Source organism: Rhodohalobacter barkolensis (assembly GCF_002834295.1).
Classification (GTDB): domain Bacteria; phylum Bacteroidota; class Rhodothermia; order Balneolales; family Balneolaceae; genus Rhodohalobacter; species Rhodohalobacter barkolensis.
This window is the reverse complement of the sequence record NZ_PISP01000001.1, coordinates 1,100,445-1,118,778: the sequence shown is the minus strand read 5'-3', so window position 1 is coordinate 1,118,778 and position 18,334 is coordinate 1,100,445. Positions and strand designations below refer to the sequence as shown.

At 40.6% G+C, this 18,334-nt stretch carries 16 protein-coding genes and 1 other RNA gene; 4 read left to right on the top strand and 13 right to left on the bottom strand.

Going from position 1 to position 18,334, the window contains the following annotated elements:
* The first annotated feature begins 2 nt into the window (after positions 1–2).
* Complete coding sequence (gene alr / locus CWD77_RS04655; RefSeq protein WP_165779074.1) at positions 3–1,073, top strand: alanine racemase; 1,071 nt, start codon at positions 3–5, stop codon at positions 1,071–1,073.
* A gap of 70 nt (positions 1,074–1,143) precedes the next feature.
* Here alr and CWD77_RS04650 read toward each other — a convergent pair whose 3' ends face one another.
* The 6 genes from CWD77_RS04650 to CWD77_RS04625 form a co-directional block, all read right to left on the bottom strand.
* Positions 1,144–1,683 carry an FKBP-type peptidyl-prolyl cis-trans isomerase gene (locus CWD77_RS04650; protein ID WP_101072046.1) on the bottom strand — a complete coding sequence of 180 codons (540 nt, stop codon included), beginning with the start codon at positions 1,681–1,683 and terminating at the stop codon, positions 1,144–1,146.
* 104 nt (positions 1,684–1,787) lie between these two features.
* Positions 1,788–2,648: a twin-arginine translocase subunit TatC gene (gene tatC, locus CWD77_RS04645; RefSeq protein WP_240596650.1), complete on the bottom strand. Its 861-nt coding sequence runs from the start codon at positions 2,646–2,648 to the stop codon at positions 1,788–1,790.
* A gap of 56 nt (positions 2,649–2,704) precedes the next feature.
* Positions 2,705–4,003, bottom strand: a complete 1,299-nt coding sequence (gene glyA, locus CWD77_RS04640) for a serine hydroxymethyltransferase (protein WP_101072045.1) — start codon at positions 4,001–4,003, stop codon at positions 2,705–2,707.
* A 2-nt stretch (positions 4,004–4,005) separates the two neighbouring features.
* Positions 4,006–4,449 carry a ribose 5-phosphate isomerase B gene (rpiB, locus tag CWD77_RS04635; RefSeq protein WP_101072044.1) on the bottom strand — a complete coding sequence of 148 codons (444 nt, stop codon included), beginning with the start codon at positions 4,447–4,449 and terminating at the stop codon, positions 4,006–4,008.
* Between the two features lie 108 nt (positions 4,450–4,557).
* Positions 4,558–5,457, bottom strand: a complete 900-nt coding sequence (locus CWD77_RS04630) for a DUF4249 family protein (RefSeq protein ID WP_101072043.1) — start codon at positions 5,455–5,457, stop codon at positions 4,558–4,560.
* Positions 5,458–5,463: 6 nt separating this feature from the next.
* Complete coding sequence (locus CWD77_RS04625; protein WP_240596648.1) at positions 5,464–7,731, bottom strand: TonB-dependent receptor; 2,268 nt, start codon at positions 7,729–7,731, stop codon at positions 5,464–5,466.
* Positions 7,732–7,969: 238 nt separating this feature from the next.
* Between CWD77_RS04625 and ssrA the strand changes: the two genes are divergently transcribed.
* Positions 7,970–8,338: a transfer-messenger RNA gene (gene ssrA / locus CWD77_RS04620) on the top strand.
* A 147-nt stretch (positions 8,339–8,485) separates the two neighbouring features.
* The gene (locus CWD77_RS04615) at positions 8,486–8,818 is read left to right on the top strand and encodes a hypothetical protein (RefSeq protein ID WP_133120178.1); all 333 of its coding nucleotides are present in this window, start codon (positions 8,486–8,488) and stop codon (positions 8,816–8,818) included.
* Positions 8,819–8,863: 45 nt separating this feature from the next.
* On the opposite strand, the gene CWD77_RS04610 is transcribed toward CWD77_RS04615, so the two are convergent.
* From CWD77_RS04610 to CWD77_RS04590, 5 genes are all read right to left on the bottom strand, one after another.
* Positions 8,864–9,838, bottom strand: a complete 975-nt coding sequence (locus CWD77_RS04610) for a M23 family metallopeptidase (RefSeq protein ID WP_101072041.1) — start codon at positions 9,836–9,838, stop codon at positions 8,864–8,866.
* A gap of 103 nt (positions 9,839–9,941) precedes the next feature.
* Positions 9,942–10,970 (bottom strand): HPr(Ser) kinase/phosphatase, encoded by a 1,029-nt coding sequence (hprK, locus tag CWD77_RS04605; RefSeq protein ID WP_101072040.1) that lies wholly within the window; start codon positions 10,968–10,970, stop codon positions 9,942–9,944.
* Between the two features lie 80 nt (positions 10,971–11,050).
* The gene (gene hpf, locus CWD77_RS04600) at positions 11,051–11,350 is read right to left on the bottom strand and encodes a ribosome hibernation-promoting factor, HPF/YfiA family (RefSeq protein ID WP_101072039.1); all 300 of its coding nucleotides are present in this window, start codon (positions 11,348–11,350) and stop codon (positions 11,051–11,053) included.
* 19 nt (positions 11,351–11,369) lie between these two features.
* Positions 11,370–12,287 carry a tyrosine recombinase XerC gene (locus tag CWD77_RS04595; protein WP_101072038.1) on the bottom strand — a complete coding sequence of 306 codons (918 nt, stop codon included), beginning with the start codon at positions 12,285–12,287 and terminating at the stop codon, positions 11,370–11,372.
* 111 nt (positions 12,288–12,398) lie between these two features.
* Positions 12,399–13,574: a glycosyltransferase family 2 protein gene (locus CWD77_RS04590; RefSeq protein WP_101072037.1), complete on the bottom strand. Its 1,176-nt coding sequence runs from the start codon at positions 13,572–13,574 to the stop codon at positions 12,399–12,401.
* 59 nt (positions 13,575–13,633) lie between these two features.
* Between CWD77_RS04590 and CWD77_RS04585 the strand changes: the two genes are divergently transcribed.
* On the top strand, positions 13,634–14,698 hold the full coding sequence (locus tag CWD77_RS04585) for a hypothetical protein (protein ID WP_101072036.1): 1,065 nt from the start codon (positions 13,634–13,636) through the stop codon (positions 14,696–14,698).
* A 97-nt stretch (positions 14,699–14,795) separates the two neighbouring features.
* On the opposite strand, the gene CWD77_RS04580 is transcribed toward CWD77_RS04585, so the two are convergent.
* Both CWD77_RS04580 and CWD77_RS04575 read right to left on the bottom strand, forming a co-directional pair.
* The gene (locus tag CWD77_RS04580; protein WP_101072035.1) at positions 14,796–17,231 is read right to left on the bottom strand and encodes a fasciclin domain-containing protein; all 2,436 of its coding nucleotides are present in this window, start codon (positions 17,229–17,231) and stop codon (positions 14,796–14,798) included.
* Positions 17,232–17,387: 156 nt separating this feature from the next.
* Positions 17,388–18,332 (bottom strand): L-threonylcarbamoyladenylate synthase, encoded by a 945-nt coding sequence (locus CWD77_RS04575; protein WP_101072034.1) that lies wholly within the window; start codon positions 18,330–18,332, stop codon positions 17,388–17,390.
* Positions 18,333–18,334 lie beyond the last annotated feature (2 nt).

The following is an 18,334-nucleotide window of genomic DNA, read 5'->3' as shown; positions in this document are numbered from 1 at the left end:
TCTTGAAGAATCATTTTCCAAACTCATATTTAGAAATTGATCTGGACGCCATTTCTAAAAACCTGGAAGCCATCAAACAGAGGGTGCCCAATAAGAAGGTTCTGGCTGTTGTGAAGTGCAACGCCTACAGCCATGGAGTTGTGAATGTGGCCAAGCATATCCAAGAACAGGTGGATTGGTTTGCCGTGGCTAATGTAGATGAAGCTATTGAGCTGAGGAGAGCCAGTATTACCAAACCCGTATTGGTGTTTGGAGTTCCTACCTATGAAACGGCCGCAGCCTATCAAACTCACAATTTAACAGCTACGGTCAGTCACCTCACTCATTTTTCAATATTGATGGATGGTACCGATTATCATCTTAATTTTGATACGGGAATGGGAAGGCTTGGATTTTCTCCCGAACAAGTAAAGGAAGTCCGCCAGCAAGCTGTATTAAATCAAAGGTTGACCTGTAGTGGAATCTATTCCCACTATGCAACAGCTGACGATCCCGGATCTGAATTGGTACAAAAACAAGCGGATCGTTTTTCTGATCTCATCAAACAGTTTGAAGAAATTCCGTTAAAGCATATCAGCAATACCGGAGCAGCTACCAATTACAATACTGACCATTATGATATGATCAGAACCGGGTTGGGTTTATTAGGGTACAATCCCGGCCAAACCCGGCACAAATGGCTGAAGCCGGCACTAACGTGGAAATCAAAGGTAGCACAGGTCAGGCCTGTAAAGAGAGGGGATACCGTGAGCTATGGCGCAACATGGCGTTGTCCCGAAGATGGGTACCTGGCAACCATTCCTGTTGGATATGGAGATGGAATTCCAAGATCACTAAGCAACAAGTTACAGGTTTCAATCAATGGGAAGCTTTATTCTCAGGTTGGTAACGTTACTATGGATTACATAATGGTTTACCTAAAAGGGGATAAGATCTCAACGGATGCGGATGTTACACTGCTTGGAGGTGAGGCTTTAAATGCAGCGGATTGGTCTGAACTTGCAGGGACAAACGTTCATGAAATACTCACCAATCTGAAGGGCCGGTTTGAACGGGAGTATTTGAATTTCTAAAACAAAAAAGGAAGAGCTGTTTTAAAAACTCTTCTTTTTAATAACCTTCGTTTCTTTTTTTAAGATGTTCTTAATCCAGAATGTCTAGGACAATAACATCATACTGCAGCACAGATTCTTTGTATTCAGAATTAGCAGCACCGTCCGGCAAATCTGCAAATCCCTGTTCAGGTTGAACGATCAAAGTCCGTCGTTCTCCCTCTTCCATACCTATAAGACCCTGCCTCATTCCATAAGTGTATGTCAGTTGAATACTGTAATTGAACACACTTGGATTAAGTTGAATATTCCCTACACGAACCGTCGTAGGTTCAACACTGGCATCATTATAGGTACTATAGATGATATCTCCATCCAATGTCCTCAATGTAATAAACAGGAGTAAATCATCGCGAATGGTAACAGTACCCACTCCGTCTCCCTCTTCGTGAATATATGCTGTGATTCCTTCTTCTATATCAATCGGCTCCAAATCTTCATAGTCATAGGCATCGGGAACCGTTGAAAAATCCGGAGGGGGAATGTTGAAAGGATCATTTGTATCACAGGAAATAATGGCAAATAGTGAAACGGCTAATATGATCGAGATTTTAAAAGAGCTAAACTTCATTTATGATTTAAATATTTTCAAAAAATTAATAAGACATCCTTTTTTTACAGGCTGAAAGGTAACGGGTTTTCATGAATCATTAAACAACTTATTTCTAAACGTGTTTATGAATCTCCAAACGCTTTTTCTAACGCTCGTTTTCTCTGTTTATTTGCAACTTTACTTAAAAAGATGGCAAACTGGTAAAGAAACAGCAGTGGTATGGCAATCATTAGCTGTGAGACAGGATCCGGCGGGGTTAAAAATGCCGCCACAATCATCACTGCTACAATAGCATGTCTGCGATATGCTTTCATGATTTCGGGTGTAAGTAAACCCACCTTGGATAGATAGTAACTGACCACAGGGATCTGGAAAATTACTCCACAGGCCAGTGTCCACATCGCAACAGATGTGAAATATTCATTGATATCAAACTCATTACTAATCACTGTATCGATAATGAACTGAGTAAAGAACTGTACGGCAAAAGGAACCAGGATGAAGTACCCAAAAGAGATACCGAGCAAAAAGAAAAAATTAATAAACATCGCGTTTAGAAATGTTTTAATCTTTTCACCGGTCTCCAAAGCGGGTTCAACAAAGGCCCAAAGCTGGTAAATCAGAATTGGTGAGCCAATAATACCACCGGCAACGATCAGCGTACCCCAGTAGGTAAAGAACTGCCCCGGTAGTCTCCGGGAGATTAAAGATAGATCCACCGCATCAATGGGCATGATCTGATACATGAAAAAATCAGCTCTCGCCGGCCCAAGAATAAACTGCTGGATGATGAAATCACGGAAAAAGAAAGCGACGATTACACCAAAAAGTACACCGACCAATCCTTTTAAAATTCTCCACCTAAGTTCTTCGAGATGATCCAGAAAAGACATATTGTTTGTTGGATCTTCCTTGGGCGGCTTTGCTTTAGGCAATACTTTGCCCATGATACTTCGTTTTGTACGACCTTCTTGTTCGCTCATTCAGCAGAGTTAATTATATGGAGTGAACGTGCTTTTCGGTTCATGCATTATTGAGATTAAACAATTACAAAATCGTACAGCGGAAACTTTTCACACATTTCACGAACCTGCTGTTTTACTTTCTTCCTGTTTGATTCATCTTCAGGTTTTTGAAGAACGTTGTCGATCAATTCAACTACAGATCTAAACTCATCTTCTTTGAACCCTCGGGTAGTGAGGGCAGGGGTTCCGATTCGGATTCCTGAAGTGACAAATGGACTTTCGGTATCAAATGGAACCATATTTTTATTTACGGTAATACCTGCGTCATCCAACGATTCTTCAGCTACTTTTCCGGTTAACCCTTTACTTCTGAGATCTACCAAAATCAGGTGATTGTCTGTGCCGCCGCTTACCAATTTATAACCTCGGTTGAGAAACTCTTCAGCCATGACCTTGGTATTTGCTTTTACCTGCTTCTGATAAGTTTTAAAATCAGGTTTTAGCGCTTCACCAAATGCTACAGCTTTTGCGGCAATGACGTGCATCAGCGGACCACCCTGGCTGCCCGGAAATACTGCTGAGTCGAGAACTTCACTCCAGTTTTTGGTTCGACCCGATTTTCTGGCAACAACACCAATTGTGTTCTCACTGTCATTACCGATCAAAATCATTCCGCCTCTTGGTCCACGTAATGTTTTGTGGGTAGTTGTGGTAACAACATCACAAATTTGAAGCGGATCATTCAGCTCTTTTGCTGCAATTAATCCGGCGGTATGCGCCATGTCCATCCATAGAATGGCACCTACTTCATCAGCAATATCACGAAATGCCTGATAGTCAAAATCCCGGGGATAAGCGCTTGCGCCGATGGAGATCATTTTCGGGTTTACCTCTTTGGCTTTTTCTCGAACTTTATTCATATCTATGAGCCCGGTCTCTTTATCCACACCATAAAATTCGGGGTGATAGGTAATTCCGGAAAAGTTTACCGGAGAGCCGTGAGTTAAGTGTCCGCCGTGTGCTAAATCCAAACCTAAAAGCGTATCGCCGGGTTTCATCATAGCAAGATAAACAGCCGCATTAGCCGATGCCCCGGAGTGAGGCTGAACATTCACCCAGTCAGCGCCAAATAATTTTTTACCTCTTTCTCGTGCAAGATCTTCCACCTGATCTACAAATTCACACCCGCCATAGTACCTTTTACCGGGATAACCTTCGGCGTACTTGTTTGTCAAAACCGATCCCATAGCTGATATGGTAGCTTTGGATGCAAAATTTTCAGAGGCGATCAGCTCGAAATTGTAATTTTGGCGTTCTGTCTCTTTTTCTAAATATCCGTACAGTTCAGGATCTTGATGTTTCAATGAATCCATTTTTACTTTTTTTCAGTTAATGAGTGAATTTTCTTTACCCGTCGATCGTGTCTTCCGCCTTCAAATTCTGTTTGAAACCAGGTTTTGATTACGCTTTCCAACAGATCATCTGGTAATTCTCGCCCCGGTAAACAGAGGATGTTAGAGTTGTTGTGCTGGCGGGTTAATTTGGCTGATTCATTATTGTAAACCAATGCACCCCGTACGTTTGGAAATTTATTGGCTGTCATACACATGCCCTGACCGCTTCCACAAATTAAAACCCCAAAGTTATTTTCTCCGGAGTTGATTTTTTCCGAAACCTGAACTGCAAAGTCAGGATAGTCAACTGAATCTGGCGAGTGTGTGCCAAAATCAACGGGCGTGTGGCCCATTTTTTCAAGTATTTGTTTTGCCTTTTCCTTGGCTTCGTAGCCGGCGTGGTCACTTGCGATAGGTACAATCATGATAGTTTATTAAGCTTTGGATTTTAGCACTTAAATATCTCGAAAAAAACGATCACGAAAAAATAGAATAGAAGTTTAATAATGACGAAAAGTTGCTATCTGGAAAGGTTAAAAGGGTCTGCTGAAATTGGTTTGAATGGTATCTGCAGTTAAACTCCCAAAAACACCTATACCTCCTTCAATATTGTACAACAGATTTGGAATTTCTCCGGGTGAAAGGGTGGACCCTCCAAGCTGAACCTCCTGAGAACGAATAACATCAGACAGATTTTTATCAACAGATAGCGTAACAACCAGGTTTTCTCCAAAGAAGGCAACACCAATCCATGGAAACCTTAAAAGTATGGTACCATCTGGTAAGGGGTCGAAATTTCCTTCATTAATCAAACCTGAAGAGTTTCTTACATATTCATTGATATCTACATCATCTTCATCTTCAACCACACTCAGGTAAAAAGGCGTGAGGTTTTCAATCGCGGGTTCCAGCGAAATGGTATTAAATACAAATACATTCTGATCGCGGGTTGGCAACGTTTCTGCTAAAACAATTTCAAGTTGTTCGTCACTTTGATATACAACTGATTCAGGTACCTCATTAATAACTTCAACCTGGTCTGGAACGGTAGTCGTAGCTGAAATTTGATCCGGTCTATCCGTAAAAACTACATCCAGTTTATATGTTCGTCGAGGTTCCACACGATAGCTCTGTACAATAGGTTCATAAATACCTCTTTGACCGGTAATTTGCACGTACTCAAAAAGTTCTTCTGTTTCTCCATCTTCATCTAAAAGAGTAATCTGAACAATAGCATTGTCAATTGCGCTATTTTCAAAATCATATAAACTGTCAGCAACCTGAGTAGTACTAAGCCGGATTTCCGGCAGGGACTGTCCGGCGGTTACATATCCTTCAACAACAATATACTCTTGGTAATCATCCTGATTGTAGCTCTCACAGGCTGTGATGGAAAGGAATAGAATGACTGTTATGATGAAATATTTTTTCATGAAGATTTAAAAATTTACGGTATAAGATATCGATGGAATGATGGGCAGCAGTTGTACGTCCTGTCGTTCAACAGGATTTTCCTCAAAGTCGTAATTATAGAACCAGATATTTCTTCTGGAGTATGCATTAATCAGCTGGAACTGCCATTCAGCATCGCCAATATTAAAAAATGTTCCTCGTCTGCTAAATGCAATGTCGAGTCGGTGATAGGAGGGCAGTCGTGAAGCATTTACATTTCCGATGGTAAATATGTCACGCTCACTGCTCCCCCAGGGAACTCCTGTCAGCTGAGTTCTTCCGAGCGGTTCAGTATAGGGTTGGCCGGTCGCAAAATTAAATACTGTAGATACGGTCCATCTATTGGAGAGCTGATAGCTGCTCACAATGTTTGCATCATGAGTTCGATCATATTTTGGTGGATAGAATCGGCCTCTCTGCGGGTTGTCTAAAATCTCTCCATTGAAGCCGGGAAATTTCCGTTCCGTTATCCCAAATGTATATCCGATGAATCCTACGAACCGTCCGGTTTGTTTCTCTAAAAACAACTCTATACCGTAAGCGTAGCCTTCCCCAAATCTGAATAGTTCTGTGTAGTCTAATCCTGCGGCATCACTAACAAATGGGTCCAGTTCAAACAGGTCTCTCATGGTTCGATAGTATAATTCAACATCAAACCCATAACCTTCAAAGGGGATGGTTTTTGCACCGATAACGAACTGATCGCCATAAGATGGAGGTACTCCGTCATCTGAGGTCAACCAAATATCAAATCCTGAAAATGCTTCGTTCGTGATGAGTGTCAAATATTGGTAGTATCGGCCATATGCAGCCTGTAAGCGTACATTGGAGAAAGGTCGGTGTTCAACGGAAATTCTGGGTTCAAGTCTGTAAAAATCACCCTCAGCAAATGTATTGAGTCTAAGACCACCGTTGATAATCCATTTTCTGTTCGGTTTCCATTCATCTTGAATGTAAGCTGAGAGGTACGTGGATTGTATGCGATTTGTGAACGTAGGCTGATTGTCAAACTGATCTGAATAGCTTAAGGTGAGAATACCGCTCCAGATTCCCGACGAAATTGTATGCCGCTCATTCGGCAAATACTCAAAGTCACTTTTCAGGGAGAAATCGTTAATTTTGTTATTGCTCTCAAACGGAGTGCCTCCAATTTGAAATCCGGGTTGATTGAAATATCGTGAGCCCGTAACCGTAACTGAACTGAAGAGACGATCAGAAATAATACGTCTCCATTTCGTACTTACGGTTTGATTTCCATAGTTAAGATTAATTGTAGCATCTTCCTGAAAGGGTAAAGATACTTTGTCTTTACCGGCATAAAATGCTATTGAAAATCGATCATTTTCAGAAGCATCAAGATTTATTTTCCCGTTTACATCATAAAAGTAGAAAAGGTCGGGTACTGTATCCACGGATTGACGCAGTACGGCCAAAACCGGTTCCAGCGTAGATCTGCGAACGGATAACATCCAAGATCCCTTACTGTATGGGCCTTCCACGGATGCACGGGATGCAAGAAAACCAAGACTGACCGTACCTGTGGTTTCATTTCGATTACCATCCTTGTTGAATACCGTTAAAACGGATCCCAAGCGACCTCCAAATTCGGCAGGATACCCACCTTTATAAAGCCGAACATCCTTTACGGCATCCGGGTTAAATGTGGAGAAAAACCCGAAAAAGTGAGATGGATTATAAACGGTGGTTTCATCCAAAAGGATCAGGGTTTGATCGGGACCGCCACCTCTGATGTACAATCCACTTGAAAAATCGGAAGCCGCCTTTACACCGGGTAGTAGTTGAACGGATCGAAAAACGTCCGGTTCAATTATTGCTGGTACTTCTTTAATTAATTCAGTGGAAACTTCAGCCCGGCCGATATTTCGTTGAGCTTCACGTTCTGCCCGCGATTCAACCACCAACTCCTCAAGCTCAACTCCTTCGGGTACTAATTCTATATTTTGGCGAAGGGTTTGATCTGCCTCTATAGTGATCTCAATTTCAAAACGCTCATACCCAATGTAGGTGGCAACCAGTGTATAAGTACCCGGTTCTATATTTGTAATACTGAAGTAACCGGAATTGTTACTTGAAGTGCCCCTGTTGATTTCAAGTATTGCAATATTCGCAGAAAGTAATGTCTCTCCGGAGAGGCTATCGGTAATGTATCCATTCACCGAACCGGTATTCTGCCCAAAAGCAGATGTAAATGAAATTGATAATAAAAGGATGAATAGGAATGTAATTCTGTACACAAGCTCAGTTTTAAAAAATATGTGAGTTTTTGCAGTAGACGAAATGAACACGATAAAGTTATATGTAAATATGACTTATAAGATTTTACTGCGATGAAACGTTCCGGATTACCTGCTTTCACTATTTGAAAATAAGGGAATTTGCACAATGATAAAGGATTATAGTCCGGGATAACAGATATACGAATTCCGATTATATTTCGTTATATTATCAGACTATAAAGTTCTTTGACTTAATGGGGCTGTACCGGATTCGACGGGTTGAGTACAATTGCAGGCTGCATGCCGAGATTGACCGATGAATCTCGTTAATCATTCATCATGGAATAAAAGTAGTTGACAACAATTACTCTTACAGACTCGCAGCTTAAACTGACGAGTCCGTTCCCTTGGGCGTCTTGCCAGTAGGCCCCATTGCGAGCGCCGATAAAACTGGCTTTTCCGAAGGGCGTGTCTGTCGCGTGGCTGGAGAACTTAATACAGAATAGGGTGGAGTTGCTTTGCTATTGAGCATTGCTTCATCCGAAACCTTAATCAATAGCTAAGCATGTAGATGCTTGACGATTTACCTTCTCGGACGCGGGTTCAACTCCCGCCAGCTCCACTTCAAGTAATTTAAAAGCTCTCAATCGTTGATTGAGAGCTTTTTTTATGGAGTTTACCGGATAGTATTTTTCAGTGTAAAGAGAATTAATTCAAAAAATTCTGTCAGGATTTGGATCTATCTGTTTCTTATAAGAAAAAAGGAGAAACAATGAGAAGAGATTTAATCCTATCGAACTTAAGAATTGAACTTCGCAGAAAACAAGCCAACTATGTTGCCGAGAAGAGTGCTCTAAAATGGGTATCTAAATTCCTTGAAGAGATGTCTGTCGTTCATTCGAGCCAGATTAGGCTATGGCAGAGAGATTATTTTTTATCATCTCTGGAAAGTAATGTGAATAGAACGAAAGGGGAGATACTGCAGGCCAAATCAGCCTTGTCATTTCTTTTTAATGTGGTTCTAAAAAAGAGCAAAGGGATCGATTTGACTTCTCAATCGGATGAGAATGATGTAGAGCCGGGAATTATGAAAATTACCGGGTGAGTAAGATAAATTGGATGAAGTGACAAACGAAATGTCGTCACTTTATCAATCCATCGACATTGGGTTATTCTCTGCAATATCTTTATACATCAAATACTCTTCAGGAGTGATTTCTGCAAAAAGATAATTAAGCGGGTCTACAGCTTCACCTTCAAAATGCACTTCGTAATGGAGATGTGGTCCGTTCGTCATACCAGATTCACCTGAATACCCAATAAGTTGACCACGTTCGATCTTTGCGCCAGTTTTGATTCCATCTGCAAAACCAGACATATGTGCATATCGGCTTACGTATCCAAATCCGTGATCTATTTCTACCAAAAGGCCGTAGTTGCCTCTTCTTCCGGCATATTTAACCACGCCTTCACCGGTTGAATAGATATCAGTACCGATGTTTGCGCGGAAATCAATACCTTCGTGCATCCTTCTGTATTTTAGAACAGGATGAATTCTTGGTCCGTATCCGCTTAACAAAATTCCGTTCACCGGACGAATGGCAGGGACATGCTTCAACCTTTCCTGATTTTCGTTGTAGTAGGATTTTATCTCTTCAAAAGACATTTTCTGAATACTCAGTCGTCTTTCCAAGTTATCAAGCCGGGAAGCTGTCCAGCGTAAAATTTCTGAAGCATCTTCGCTGTAGAGATCAAAATCGGAGTAGGGGTCTGTACCACCTGTACCTGCCATTCTTTCATCATCGGATATGGGATTTAATCCTAAAACTGATCGATACATCTCGTTATCCAGTTCAGAAATAGTGCTTAGTTCCGATTCAAGCTCCGTGATGGAAACACGGGTGGTTTGTAACTGATTCATTAACGCATCATTCTCAGCTTTTAAAGCAATTTCTGCAGGGGAACCAATAAAATTGGATAATACAATGATAGCAATACTGGCCATCACAATACCGTTGATTATCCAAAATGAGAGAGCGTTAAATATTTTTTTCTTTTTATCGTAGATAACAGGAACAAATTCGCACTGCTCGTTATCGTAGTAAAAATGTTTGATATCAGACATATTTGAGCGGTTGTGTATCAGCGCCGACAATTTAGCACATTCCTATTGCATATAAAAGAGTGTTTCGGGAAGGATTTGTTACGAAATAATTAGATGATATTGATTATTCAAAATCTCCTTCAAAGTATTCAATAGCTCTTTTCGGCATGTCGCTTCTGTTTTTTTTCTCAGAAATGTGTTTTTTCACTTTCTTTTGAAATGCTTTGGCAGCATCGTAACCGTAGTGTTTTAAGAGATAATTCATTGCAATAACCTCTGCAATTACGGTAATATTTTTACCGGCAGTAATCGGTAGATGAATTAACGGAATATTTGTACCCAAAATTCCAATCGTATCGTTGTTCAATCCTGTACGATCAACTTTATCTGCGTTTTCCCAAAGGGAGAGTTCTAAAACAACCTCTAACCGCTTTTGGTAGCGGATGGATCGAATTCCAAACATAGACATAACATCGACTACACCAAGCCCTCTGATTTCCATAAAGTGCTTGTTCATTTCGGTGGCAGAGGCCAACAAGATATTGTTTTTCTTAGTCAGAATCACAACATCATCCGATACAAGCCGGTGTCCTCGTTCAACCAAGTCTAAGGCAACTTCACTCTTGCCAATACCCGATTTACCGGCTATGAGAATACCAATCCCATAAACATCAACCATTGTACCGTGCAGCATGGTTTGAACGGCAAAGAGATCTTCAAGAAAATCCCGCAGCTGGTACATAAACTTGGTGGTTTCTATATCAGTACGATAAACCGGAATTTTATGCTGATCAGCCAGTTTGAGTACTTTTTCGGGGAGGTTGTTGTTATCAGTTAGAAATATGACCGGTATGTCAAAAGAGACTAACTGTTCAAAGGAACTCATCATTTCTGACTCACTTAAATTCCTTAAAAACCGGCACTCTGTATTTCCTATAATTTGTATACGCTGGTATGTGAAGAGGTCCACATACCCGGAGAGGGCTAACCCCGGTCGATGTAAATCGGCTTCTACAACATATTTTTTTTCTGCATGCTCTTCTGAGGTGCAAGGTTCAAGATCAATCTTAATAGTCTCTTTCAACCTGTCAACTAAAGTTGAAACGGGAACTTTCTCACGCTTAGGAATAATATCCTGATTTTCAAAAAGCATGTTATTGTCTTTTTGGGTGTGAATAAAAATAAACCTGTTCTGATATAATTTTCAGAACAGGTTTTGAATGCAGTGATTCATTAGTAGTGTTCAAAATGTTTCGACTTATACTTTCGAAGCTGTCTTACAGCGGTGTCTACTGCAGTTCCAATAGCTTGTTCATAGGAGGGAGCTTCCTCTTTTACGTTAATCAATGTTTTTGGAACCTTTACATTTAATTCTGCAATCGCAGGGTTATCGTCATCCTGTCCGGGTTGAAGAACGATATCGCAGACAATAATTTTATCAAAAAATTGCTCTAGTTTTTCTACAGAGCTTAAACTAAACTCTTTTAAGTCTTGGCTGCATTCAAAATGTCTTGCTGTGAAAGTCGTTTTCATTAGTTCCTCCAATTAAGGTTTATTTTTCTGCCCTTGGGTGGGCTTTACTGTATACTTTTTTTAAACGATCTACACTTGTATGAGTATAGATTTGTGTTGCAGATAAATCTGCATGTCCTAAAAATTCTTTGATGATGCGGATATCAGCTCCGGCATCCAGCATATGAGTAGCAAAACTGTGTCTCAAAACATGTGGACTTTTTTGCGTGACTTCACTCACTTTAGTCAGATAATTTTTCACGATAGATTGCGTGCGGCGCGGATACATACGTTGTCCCCCGGGAGCTATAAACAGTGCTTTGCGTGCGTCAGAATCTGTTCTTTTACCATAAAGTTCGCTACGTGTTTCAAGATGGTGTTTGCATGCTTGAATGGCTTGATTACCTAACGGTATGATACGCTGTTTGTTACCTTTACCAATTACGGTTACCTGTTTATCGTTCAGATCCAGTTGATTGATATTTAAACCGGTTAATTCACTCAGCCGCATTCCTGTTGCATAAAAAAGCTCAAGTATCGCCCGGTCTTGGTTTCCAATGGGTGTGCCGGTTTCGGCAAGATTCATCATTCGCTCAATTTCTTCTACCTGAACCGTTTTGGGAAGTTTTTTCTCTTTTTTCGGTACAATTAACAGATGTGCGGGATTTTTTTGGATGGCACCGCGAACAAAACTGTATTTAAAAAAAGATCGAATTGAGGCTACTTTTCTTGAAATTGTACTCCTTGCCATTCCATCCTCACTGAGTGCTCCTAACCATAAACGGATCGTTAATCGATCAATATGATGGATATCAACCTCATCTAATGTTTTGTCAAAATGTGAAGAGCAGAAGGATAAAAATTGTTCTAAATCTGTACGATATGAGGTCAAAGTATGAGGAGAGGAGTTCTTCTCTATCCTCAGATACTTAATATATTTATTGATCCATTCCTTCATCTGTTATCAATATAGCGTACTTGATGAATAAAAATAAATAGTACGACAACTTTAGGTGTGAAAATTCTTTCTAAGTTGTTAAAAACTATGAATGAGTATTATTCGTATCCATTAAATTTCTCTTCCTTTCCATAGCGCGTTTCTGCCCGTCATCTTATCGAGAATTTTTGTAAAACCCAGCCTTTGAAACCATAATACACCTATAGGGTGCGTAAAGGTATAGATTGGATTCCAGCCAAACCAAATGGAAATAATTATCCTCTGAATGAATATAATGGAGATTGCTGCAGATGAAAGAAAAAGAATAGGCGGATTGTAAGAAATCAACTGCCAGGCAAGTGTAAAGAATGGAAGCAGAAAAACGATGATATGTAAAACTGCTGCAATTATGAATACCGGTAAAGAATTTTCAAATCCCGCAAGGAAATTTTTACGCAGTCCCTCAAACATTTCCGACTCAGACTTATACATTCTGCAGCTAATGGTTTCCATTCCGGTAAACATTCGCAGTTGTAATCCTTCTCTTTTAATTTTTTTTGCCAGATGTACATCTTCAACAATTTGTTGTTTAACAGACTGATGACCATTGATCTTGTGATATGCCTCTTTTGTAAATGCCAGACACTGGCCATTCGCAGCCGCAAACTTATCTTTAAAATTGGTGTAAATCCATTGTGGCATCCATCTGGGCTTTCGATATACATAGATGGAAGGAAGTACAGTAAGAAGCGCAAAATAGATAAGTGGAATTACGGTTCTTTCCCAAAAACTTCCCAAGATCTGCCTTGGCCAAACTGTAATCATATCAAGTTGATAGTGTGCAAATGTGTGATTGATTTTGGCCAGTGCATCTGATTCTAGTTTTGTATCTGCATCAACGAAAAGAAGTATTTCTCCATCTGCCAGGGAACCAAGCTGGTGACAAGCCCACGGTTTGCCAAGCCAGTCATCCGGTTTTGTTGTTCCGCGATGAACATAAAGCCTGTCGGGGTGTAAGCTTCTAAATTCATCTAAAATTTGAGGGGTTTGATCCGTAGATCGGTCATCTAAAACATGCACGTTGTAGTTGACGTAGGTTTGTTTAAAAACTGAACTCAAAAGTGTTGCAATGTTGTTTTCTTCATTTCGGGCAGGAATGCAGACAGAGATTTTTTTGCTGTTTAAATTTTCGGCTGTATCATGTGGCAGTTCTGTAAGCTCAATTCTGTTGCGGATGAGAATAATGGACGTACCTACCAGGTAGAGCAGAGACGCAGACAGCAGCCAAAATAGAATGGATATATCCATCGATTCATTTATAATATTAGTAATAGCCAGCTATAGGTTTTTCTTGAAAATAGAGATTTATGCAGATCATTTCAGATTACACTAAGGATATCAGAACTAAAAAATCGGTTCCGGGATCTTATGAGTGGTGGTACTTTGATGCAATAGACCATAACGGTTACAGTATTGTAGTGATTTTCTATGAAGGTAACCCCTTTTCAAAAAAATACATTCAGGCATTGTCGAAGGAGGTTAATCATACAGCAGAATTTTATCCGGCTATCAGTATTTCGGTATACAAAGACGGAAAACCGCTCTTCTACAGTTTTGAAGAAACAGATCCTGAATTTGCTGAATTTAGTTCAGAGGAGATTTTTGGAAGGGTAGGAGAGAATAGTTTCACTGGTCATCAAGTAGGGGATGAGATTTCCTACACTCTGGAGCTGAATCAAACGCTTCCCAATAGTGAACGTATTTCAGGGAAGTTACTATTTTCGTCAAAATCAGGATCCGGAATCAGGAGTTCAAATTTCAATCAAGAGAGTTCAGAGACACATATTTGGAATTTGATATTCCCAAAATGTGAAGTTTCAGGAGAGTTGAGAGTTGGTTCCCTTCAGCAGGAAAGTATCTCGTTTAAGGGTACAGGCTATCACGATCACAATTTTGGTTCTGAACCGATGAAGGAGTCTTTTGACGAGTGGTATTGGGGGAGGTATCATTTTGACACATCTACGTTAATCTACTACGTGATGAACGTGAAAGGTGAGTGGGATAACAGAGCATGGTTAATTGATCAGGACGGCTCTGTTCTGGCGTTAGATTCAATTGAGCTTGAAGAGCACGGACTAACCTTCTTTGGACTGCAAAGCGCACGCAGGCTGAAATTTAAAGGAGAGGGTTTTGAAGCCGTTTTGCAGAAGGATCAGCTGATTGACAGTGGCCCATTTTACCAACGCTTTCAGGGAAATGTTTTGGCAACGTTGAATGGCAACCTAATGAAAGCCGAAGGCATTTCAGAGTACATCAAACCGGACAGAATCTATTCAAAACTGTTCTGGCCGCTTGTGGATATGAGAATCAAATACCCCGGAAAAGCACATTGGGTACAAAGGAGTTCCAAGCTATATCGATGGACGTGGTAGAAATAAAAAAGGCGACCCAATAAATTGAGTCGCCTTTCAAGTTTATAGACATACCATAGGAAGTGAGATCACTTCGATGGTTGCGTCAAGAACTACCTCACTCTTTGTAAAAGTAGAGGTTGTCTATGTAAACATTATTTACGGTACCTGATGTGGTCATGACAATCTGATAGATACTGTCTCTGTCTAACACACCGTTCCCAAATTCATCTGTAAAGTCATCAAGTGCCACATCAAATGAAACCCATTCGCCGGTTGTCGAAACTTCATTAACCGATCCAATAGCACCAGTTTCGCCATCTTGATTAGCATGGTTGGATAATTTTGGATTGAATACAGCACCTGCATCAACAGATTCATCGGCTACCCAATAGTCAAAATGCATGTGAGTAAAGTCAGTCAGGTCAATGTAATCGTCAAGCTGGATACCGATAAAGTTGCCTATATCATACAGCTTGATAAAGTCACCGGATACAATTTCAATATCTTCCACTTCGGTTCCTTCACTCCAATCGGTTTCAAAGGTTGTAACGCCAATGTCTGTGTAAGCATCACTGTAAATTGATATTACGTCCGCTTCATTTCTGGCAGGTGGTGTAGGTGCGGGTGATGTAGGTTCTGTAATATCTCCGCCTCCGCCACCGTTACCACCGGTAGCTTCTCCTCCAAACTCAATGTCATCCCAGTAATAAACTTCATCACTGCCGGATGTACCAAAGTTAAAGAAGATGGATGCTTTGTCGTAAACATTTGCAAGATTTAAAGGAGCTCCCGTAGCTTCATTGCTGAAATCAAAAACTAGAGTTTCCCATTCTTGGGCTACCGTTGTGTTGACTTCAGTTTCTACACTGATTCCACCATCTGTTGCATCTTCAACTTTTAGTCTGATCGGTGTACCTGCGGTAGGAGACCATACTCGAACACTCATAGTTGTTTCAGTCTCTGTGAATGGAATTGGATTTTCAAATCCAACTTCACCACCAACGGTTGTACCGGCCCAAACTTCAGAACCAGAGCCTTTGGTTGACTGAGCGACTGTATTTGTGGCGTCTGTTGGGTCTTCAACGATTTCAGAAATATTACCACCAAAATCAACCAGGTCATAATTTACATTGCTATCTTCAAAGGTAACAGGTAGGGTTACTGCTTGGTCTCCACCGCCTCCATTACCACCGTCAAGATTTGGTATAAGAACCGCATCTATAATGTGTACTACACCGTTTGTACCGATTTGGTCGGCAACAGTAACCTCGGCAGTACCGCCTGATGCATCTTCAATAGTTACAACATCTCCGTCAACAGTGATATCTACATCCTGCTCATTCAGCATTTGAACTGTTTGAGAAGCGTCAAGATCACCTGATTCAACATTATCAGCTAATACATGGTATGTCAGTACCTCAACAACTTCTTCAGGAGTTAATCCGGCAACTACGCCTTCAATAGCTTCAAAAGCATCATTGGTAGGTGCAAATACGGTGAAAGGTCCGTCACCCTGAAGTGTTTCTACAAGATTATTATCAACAAGTAATCCTACGAGTGTACTCAGGTCATAGTTTTTCTGAGCAATTCCGGTGATGTCAAGGAATGCATTGGGTAACAGAACACTGTCAACAACGTGAATGATACCATTCGTTGCATCGTCAATGTCAGGTGTAATTACTTCTGAACTACCATTAACAAATACACCATTTTCACCAGAAGTGATGTAAAGATTCTCTTCGGCAGCAGAAGCAACGGTTTGTTCAGCTTGTAAATCTCCGGAAGCTATTTCAGCTCCAGAAATTACATGGTAAGTAAGAATGAACTGAAGCTGTTCTGTAGTTAAAGTTCCCGGGTCTACACCTAAGTTAGCAAATGCATCATCATTAGGAGCAAATGCAGTGTAAGGGCCTAAAAACTGAAGGGTAGTTGTTAAACCGGCATCCTCAGCAAGTGTCAGAAGGGTTTCAAAATTTCCGGCTTCTTCTGCAACTTCTACTAAACTTGGCATTTCAAGAGCAACTCTCACATCTCTTGGGAGTAGCACTTCATCAATGGCGTGTATGTAACCATTTGTAGCTTCTAAGTCAGCTTCTACTACATTACTTGAACCATTAACAACAACACCGGCAGCGCTTGACTGAACCAATGTTCTCTCTTCATTTAACATAGTAACGTCTTGCTGTGGATCGAGTGCGCTTGATGGGACAGATCCTTCAGTTACGTGAAACTGTATAATATCAAGTTTCTGCTCATCTGTTAAATTATCGAGTACTCCATCTGGCAGAGCTTCAAATGCATCATTTGTCGGTGCAAATACTGTGAAATCGCTTTCGGCAAGAGTTTCTTCTAAACCGAGATCGACAATTATATCCACAAGGATGCTAAAGTCTTCATCGCTTTGTGCAAGTTCAACAAGATTTAACTCGTCAGACGGTGGTGGTGTAACCGGATCGTCATCGTCGTCTCCACAAGCGGTCATTAGGGTAAGTGTAAGAAGCGGAACTGCAACGAGCAGCAAAAACTTCCTAAGCGTATTTTTTAATTTCATCGTGTTAGCTGTTTTAGTTGGGTTTATAATTCTGAAGAAAAATTGTTTTCAATCAGTTACCTCCACTAACATGAAAAGATCTAAAAATCGTTTACGCGAATTGAAAATTTTTTTATTAGGTAGATTTCCCTACAAACCGGATCAAGAAGTAGGTAGTTAACCTACCGCTTTTGAGATGCGATTATTTAAAGCAGTTAAAAGGCTATGTTGTTCCGGTTCAGGAAGTTGTTCTATTAATACCCGTCTATAATTTAAATGATCAGCCATTCTGAAAATGTCGTAAAGATCTTTAGCCATCTCATTAAAATCCTCCTCATATGCAAAAATTTGGTCAGATTTTTCCCAATTATTTTTGGAGTGAACCACATAAATTGTGTCATTTTTGGGTATCAAAGGGAATTCATCAAACCAATTCACTTCTGCTTCGGGTTTATAATGGGTGTACTTAACGCCCGGACTTTTTGCAGGTTTAGAAATGTCTGTTTGGCTTTCCCTGAAATCCTGAACTTTCCGGTTCAATACGTTTTCAATCTCCCGGGCAGTAATGGCACCCGGTCTTAAAATTTCAGGTTGCTCGGAAGTTAAGTTTAAGATTGTGGATTCTAGACCAATCCTTGTATTCCCACCATCTAATATTGGAAGAGAATCACCATAATCCTGAACTAAATGGTCCGGTTTGGTTGGACTTGGTTTACCGCTTTTATTGGCACTTGGAGCAGTAAGCGGGCCGGTTAGCTGAATGAGTTTAAGAGCCAGAGGATGGTCAGGCATACGAACTGCAACAGTATTCAATCCGGCTGTTACGGCATCCGGTACAGATTGACTCTTTTCTACAATGATGCTTAACGGACCGGGCCAGAAGTTTTCAGCCAGCTTGTAAAAGTCATCGGGTAAGTTTTGAGTGATTTCTTCAGCTTGATTGACGCTGCAAACATGCACTATGAGTGGGTTATCAGAGGGTCTGCCTTTTAGCTCGAAGGTTTTTTTAATGGCCATAATATTCTTTGCATCTGCACCCAATCCATACACCGTTTCAGTTGGGAAAGCGACAACATGACCTTCACTGATAAGGTTGGCAGCGGTTTGCAGATCAATAATCATTT

Excerpts from the sequence above, each read along its gene's own strand:
- CWD77_RS04630 (WP_101072043.1), bottom strand. The coding sequence starts at position 5,457 with ATGAAAAAATATTTCATCATAACAGTCATTCTATTCCTTTCCATCACA.
- rpiB (WP_101072044.1), bottom strand. The coding sequence starts at position 4,449 with ATGATTGTACCTATCGCAAGTGACCACGCCGGCTACGAAGCCAAGGAA.
- tatC (WP_240596650.1), bottom strand. The coding sequence starts at position 2,648 with ATGAGCGAACAAGAAGGTCGTACAAAACGAAGTATCATGGGCAAAGTA.
- CWD77_RS04595 (WP_101072038.1), bottom strand. The coding sequence starts at position 12,287 with ATGAAGGAATGGATCAATAAATATATTAAGTATCTGAGGATAGAGAAG.
- CWD77_RS04610 (WP_101072041.1), bottom strand. The coding sequence starts at position 9,838 with ATGTCTGATATCAAACATTTTTACTACGATAACGAGCAGTGCGAATTT.
- CWD77_RS04580 (WP_101072035.1), bottom strand. The coding sequence starts at position 17,231 with ATGAAATTAAAAAATACGCTTAGGAAGTTTTTGCTGCTCGTTGCAGTT.
- hpf (WP_101072039.1), bottom strand. The coding sequence starts at position 11,350 with ATGAAAACGACTTTCACAGCAAGACATTTTGAATGCAGCCAAGACTTA.
- CWD77_RS04590 (WP_101072037.1), bottom strand. The coding sequence starts at position 13,574 with ATGGATATATCCATTCTATTTTGGCTGCTGTCTGCGTCTCTGCTCTAC.
- CWD77_RS04650 (WP_101072046.1), bottom strand. The coding sequence starts at position 1,683 with ATGAAGTTTAGCTCTTTTAAAATCTCGATCATATTAGCCGTTTCACTA.
- glyA (WP_101072045.1), bottom strand. The coding sequence starts at position 4,003 with ATGGATTCATTGAAACATCAAGATCCTGAACTGTACGGATATTTAGAA.
- CWD77_RS04615 (WP_133120178.1), top strand. The coding sequence starts at position 8,486 with ATGAGAAGAGATTTAATCCTATCGAACTTAAGAATTGAACTTCGCAGA.
- CWD77_RS04585 (WP_101072036.1), top strand. The coding sequence starts at position 13,634 with ATGCAGATCATTTCAGATTACACTAAGGATATCAGAACTAAAAAATCG.
- CWD77_RS04575 (WP_101072034.1), bottom strand. The coding sequence starts at position 18,332 with ATGATTATTGATCTGCAAACCGCTGCCAACCTTATCAGTGAAGGTCAT.
- hprK (WP_101072040.1), bottom strand. The coding sequence starts at position 10,970 with ATGCTTTTTGAAAATCAGGATATTATTCCTAAGCGTGAGAAAGTTCCC.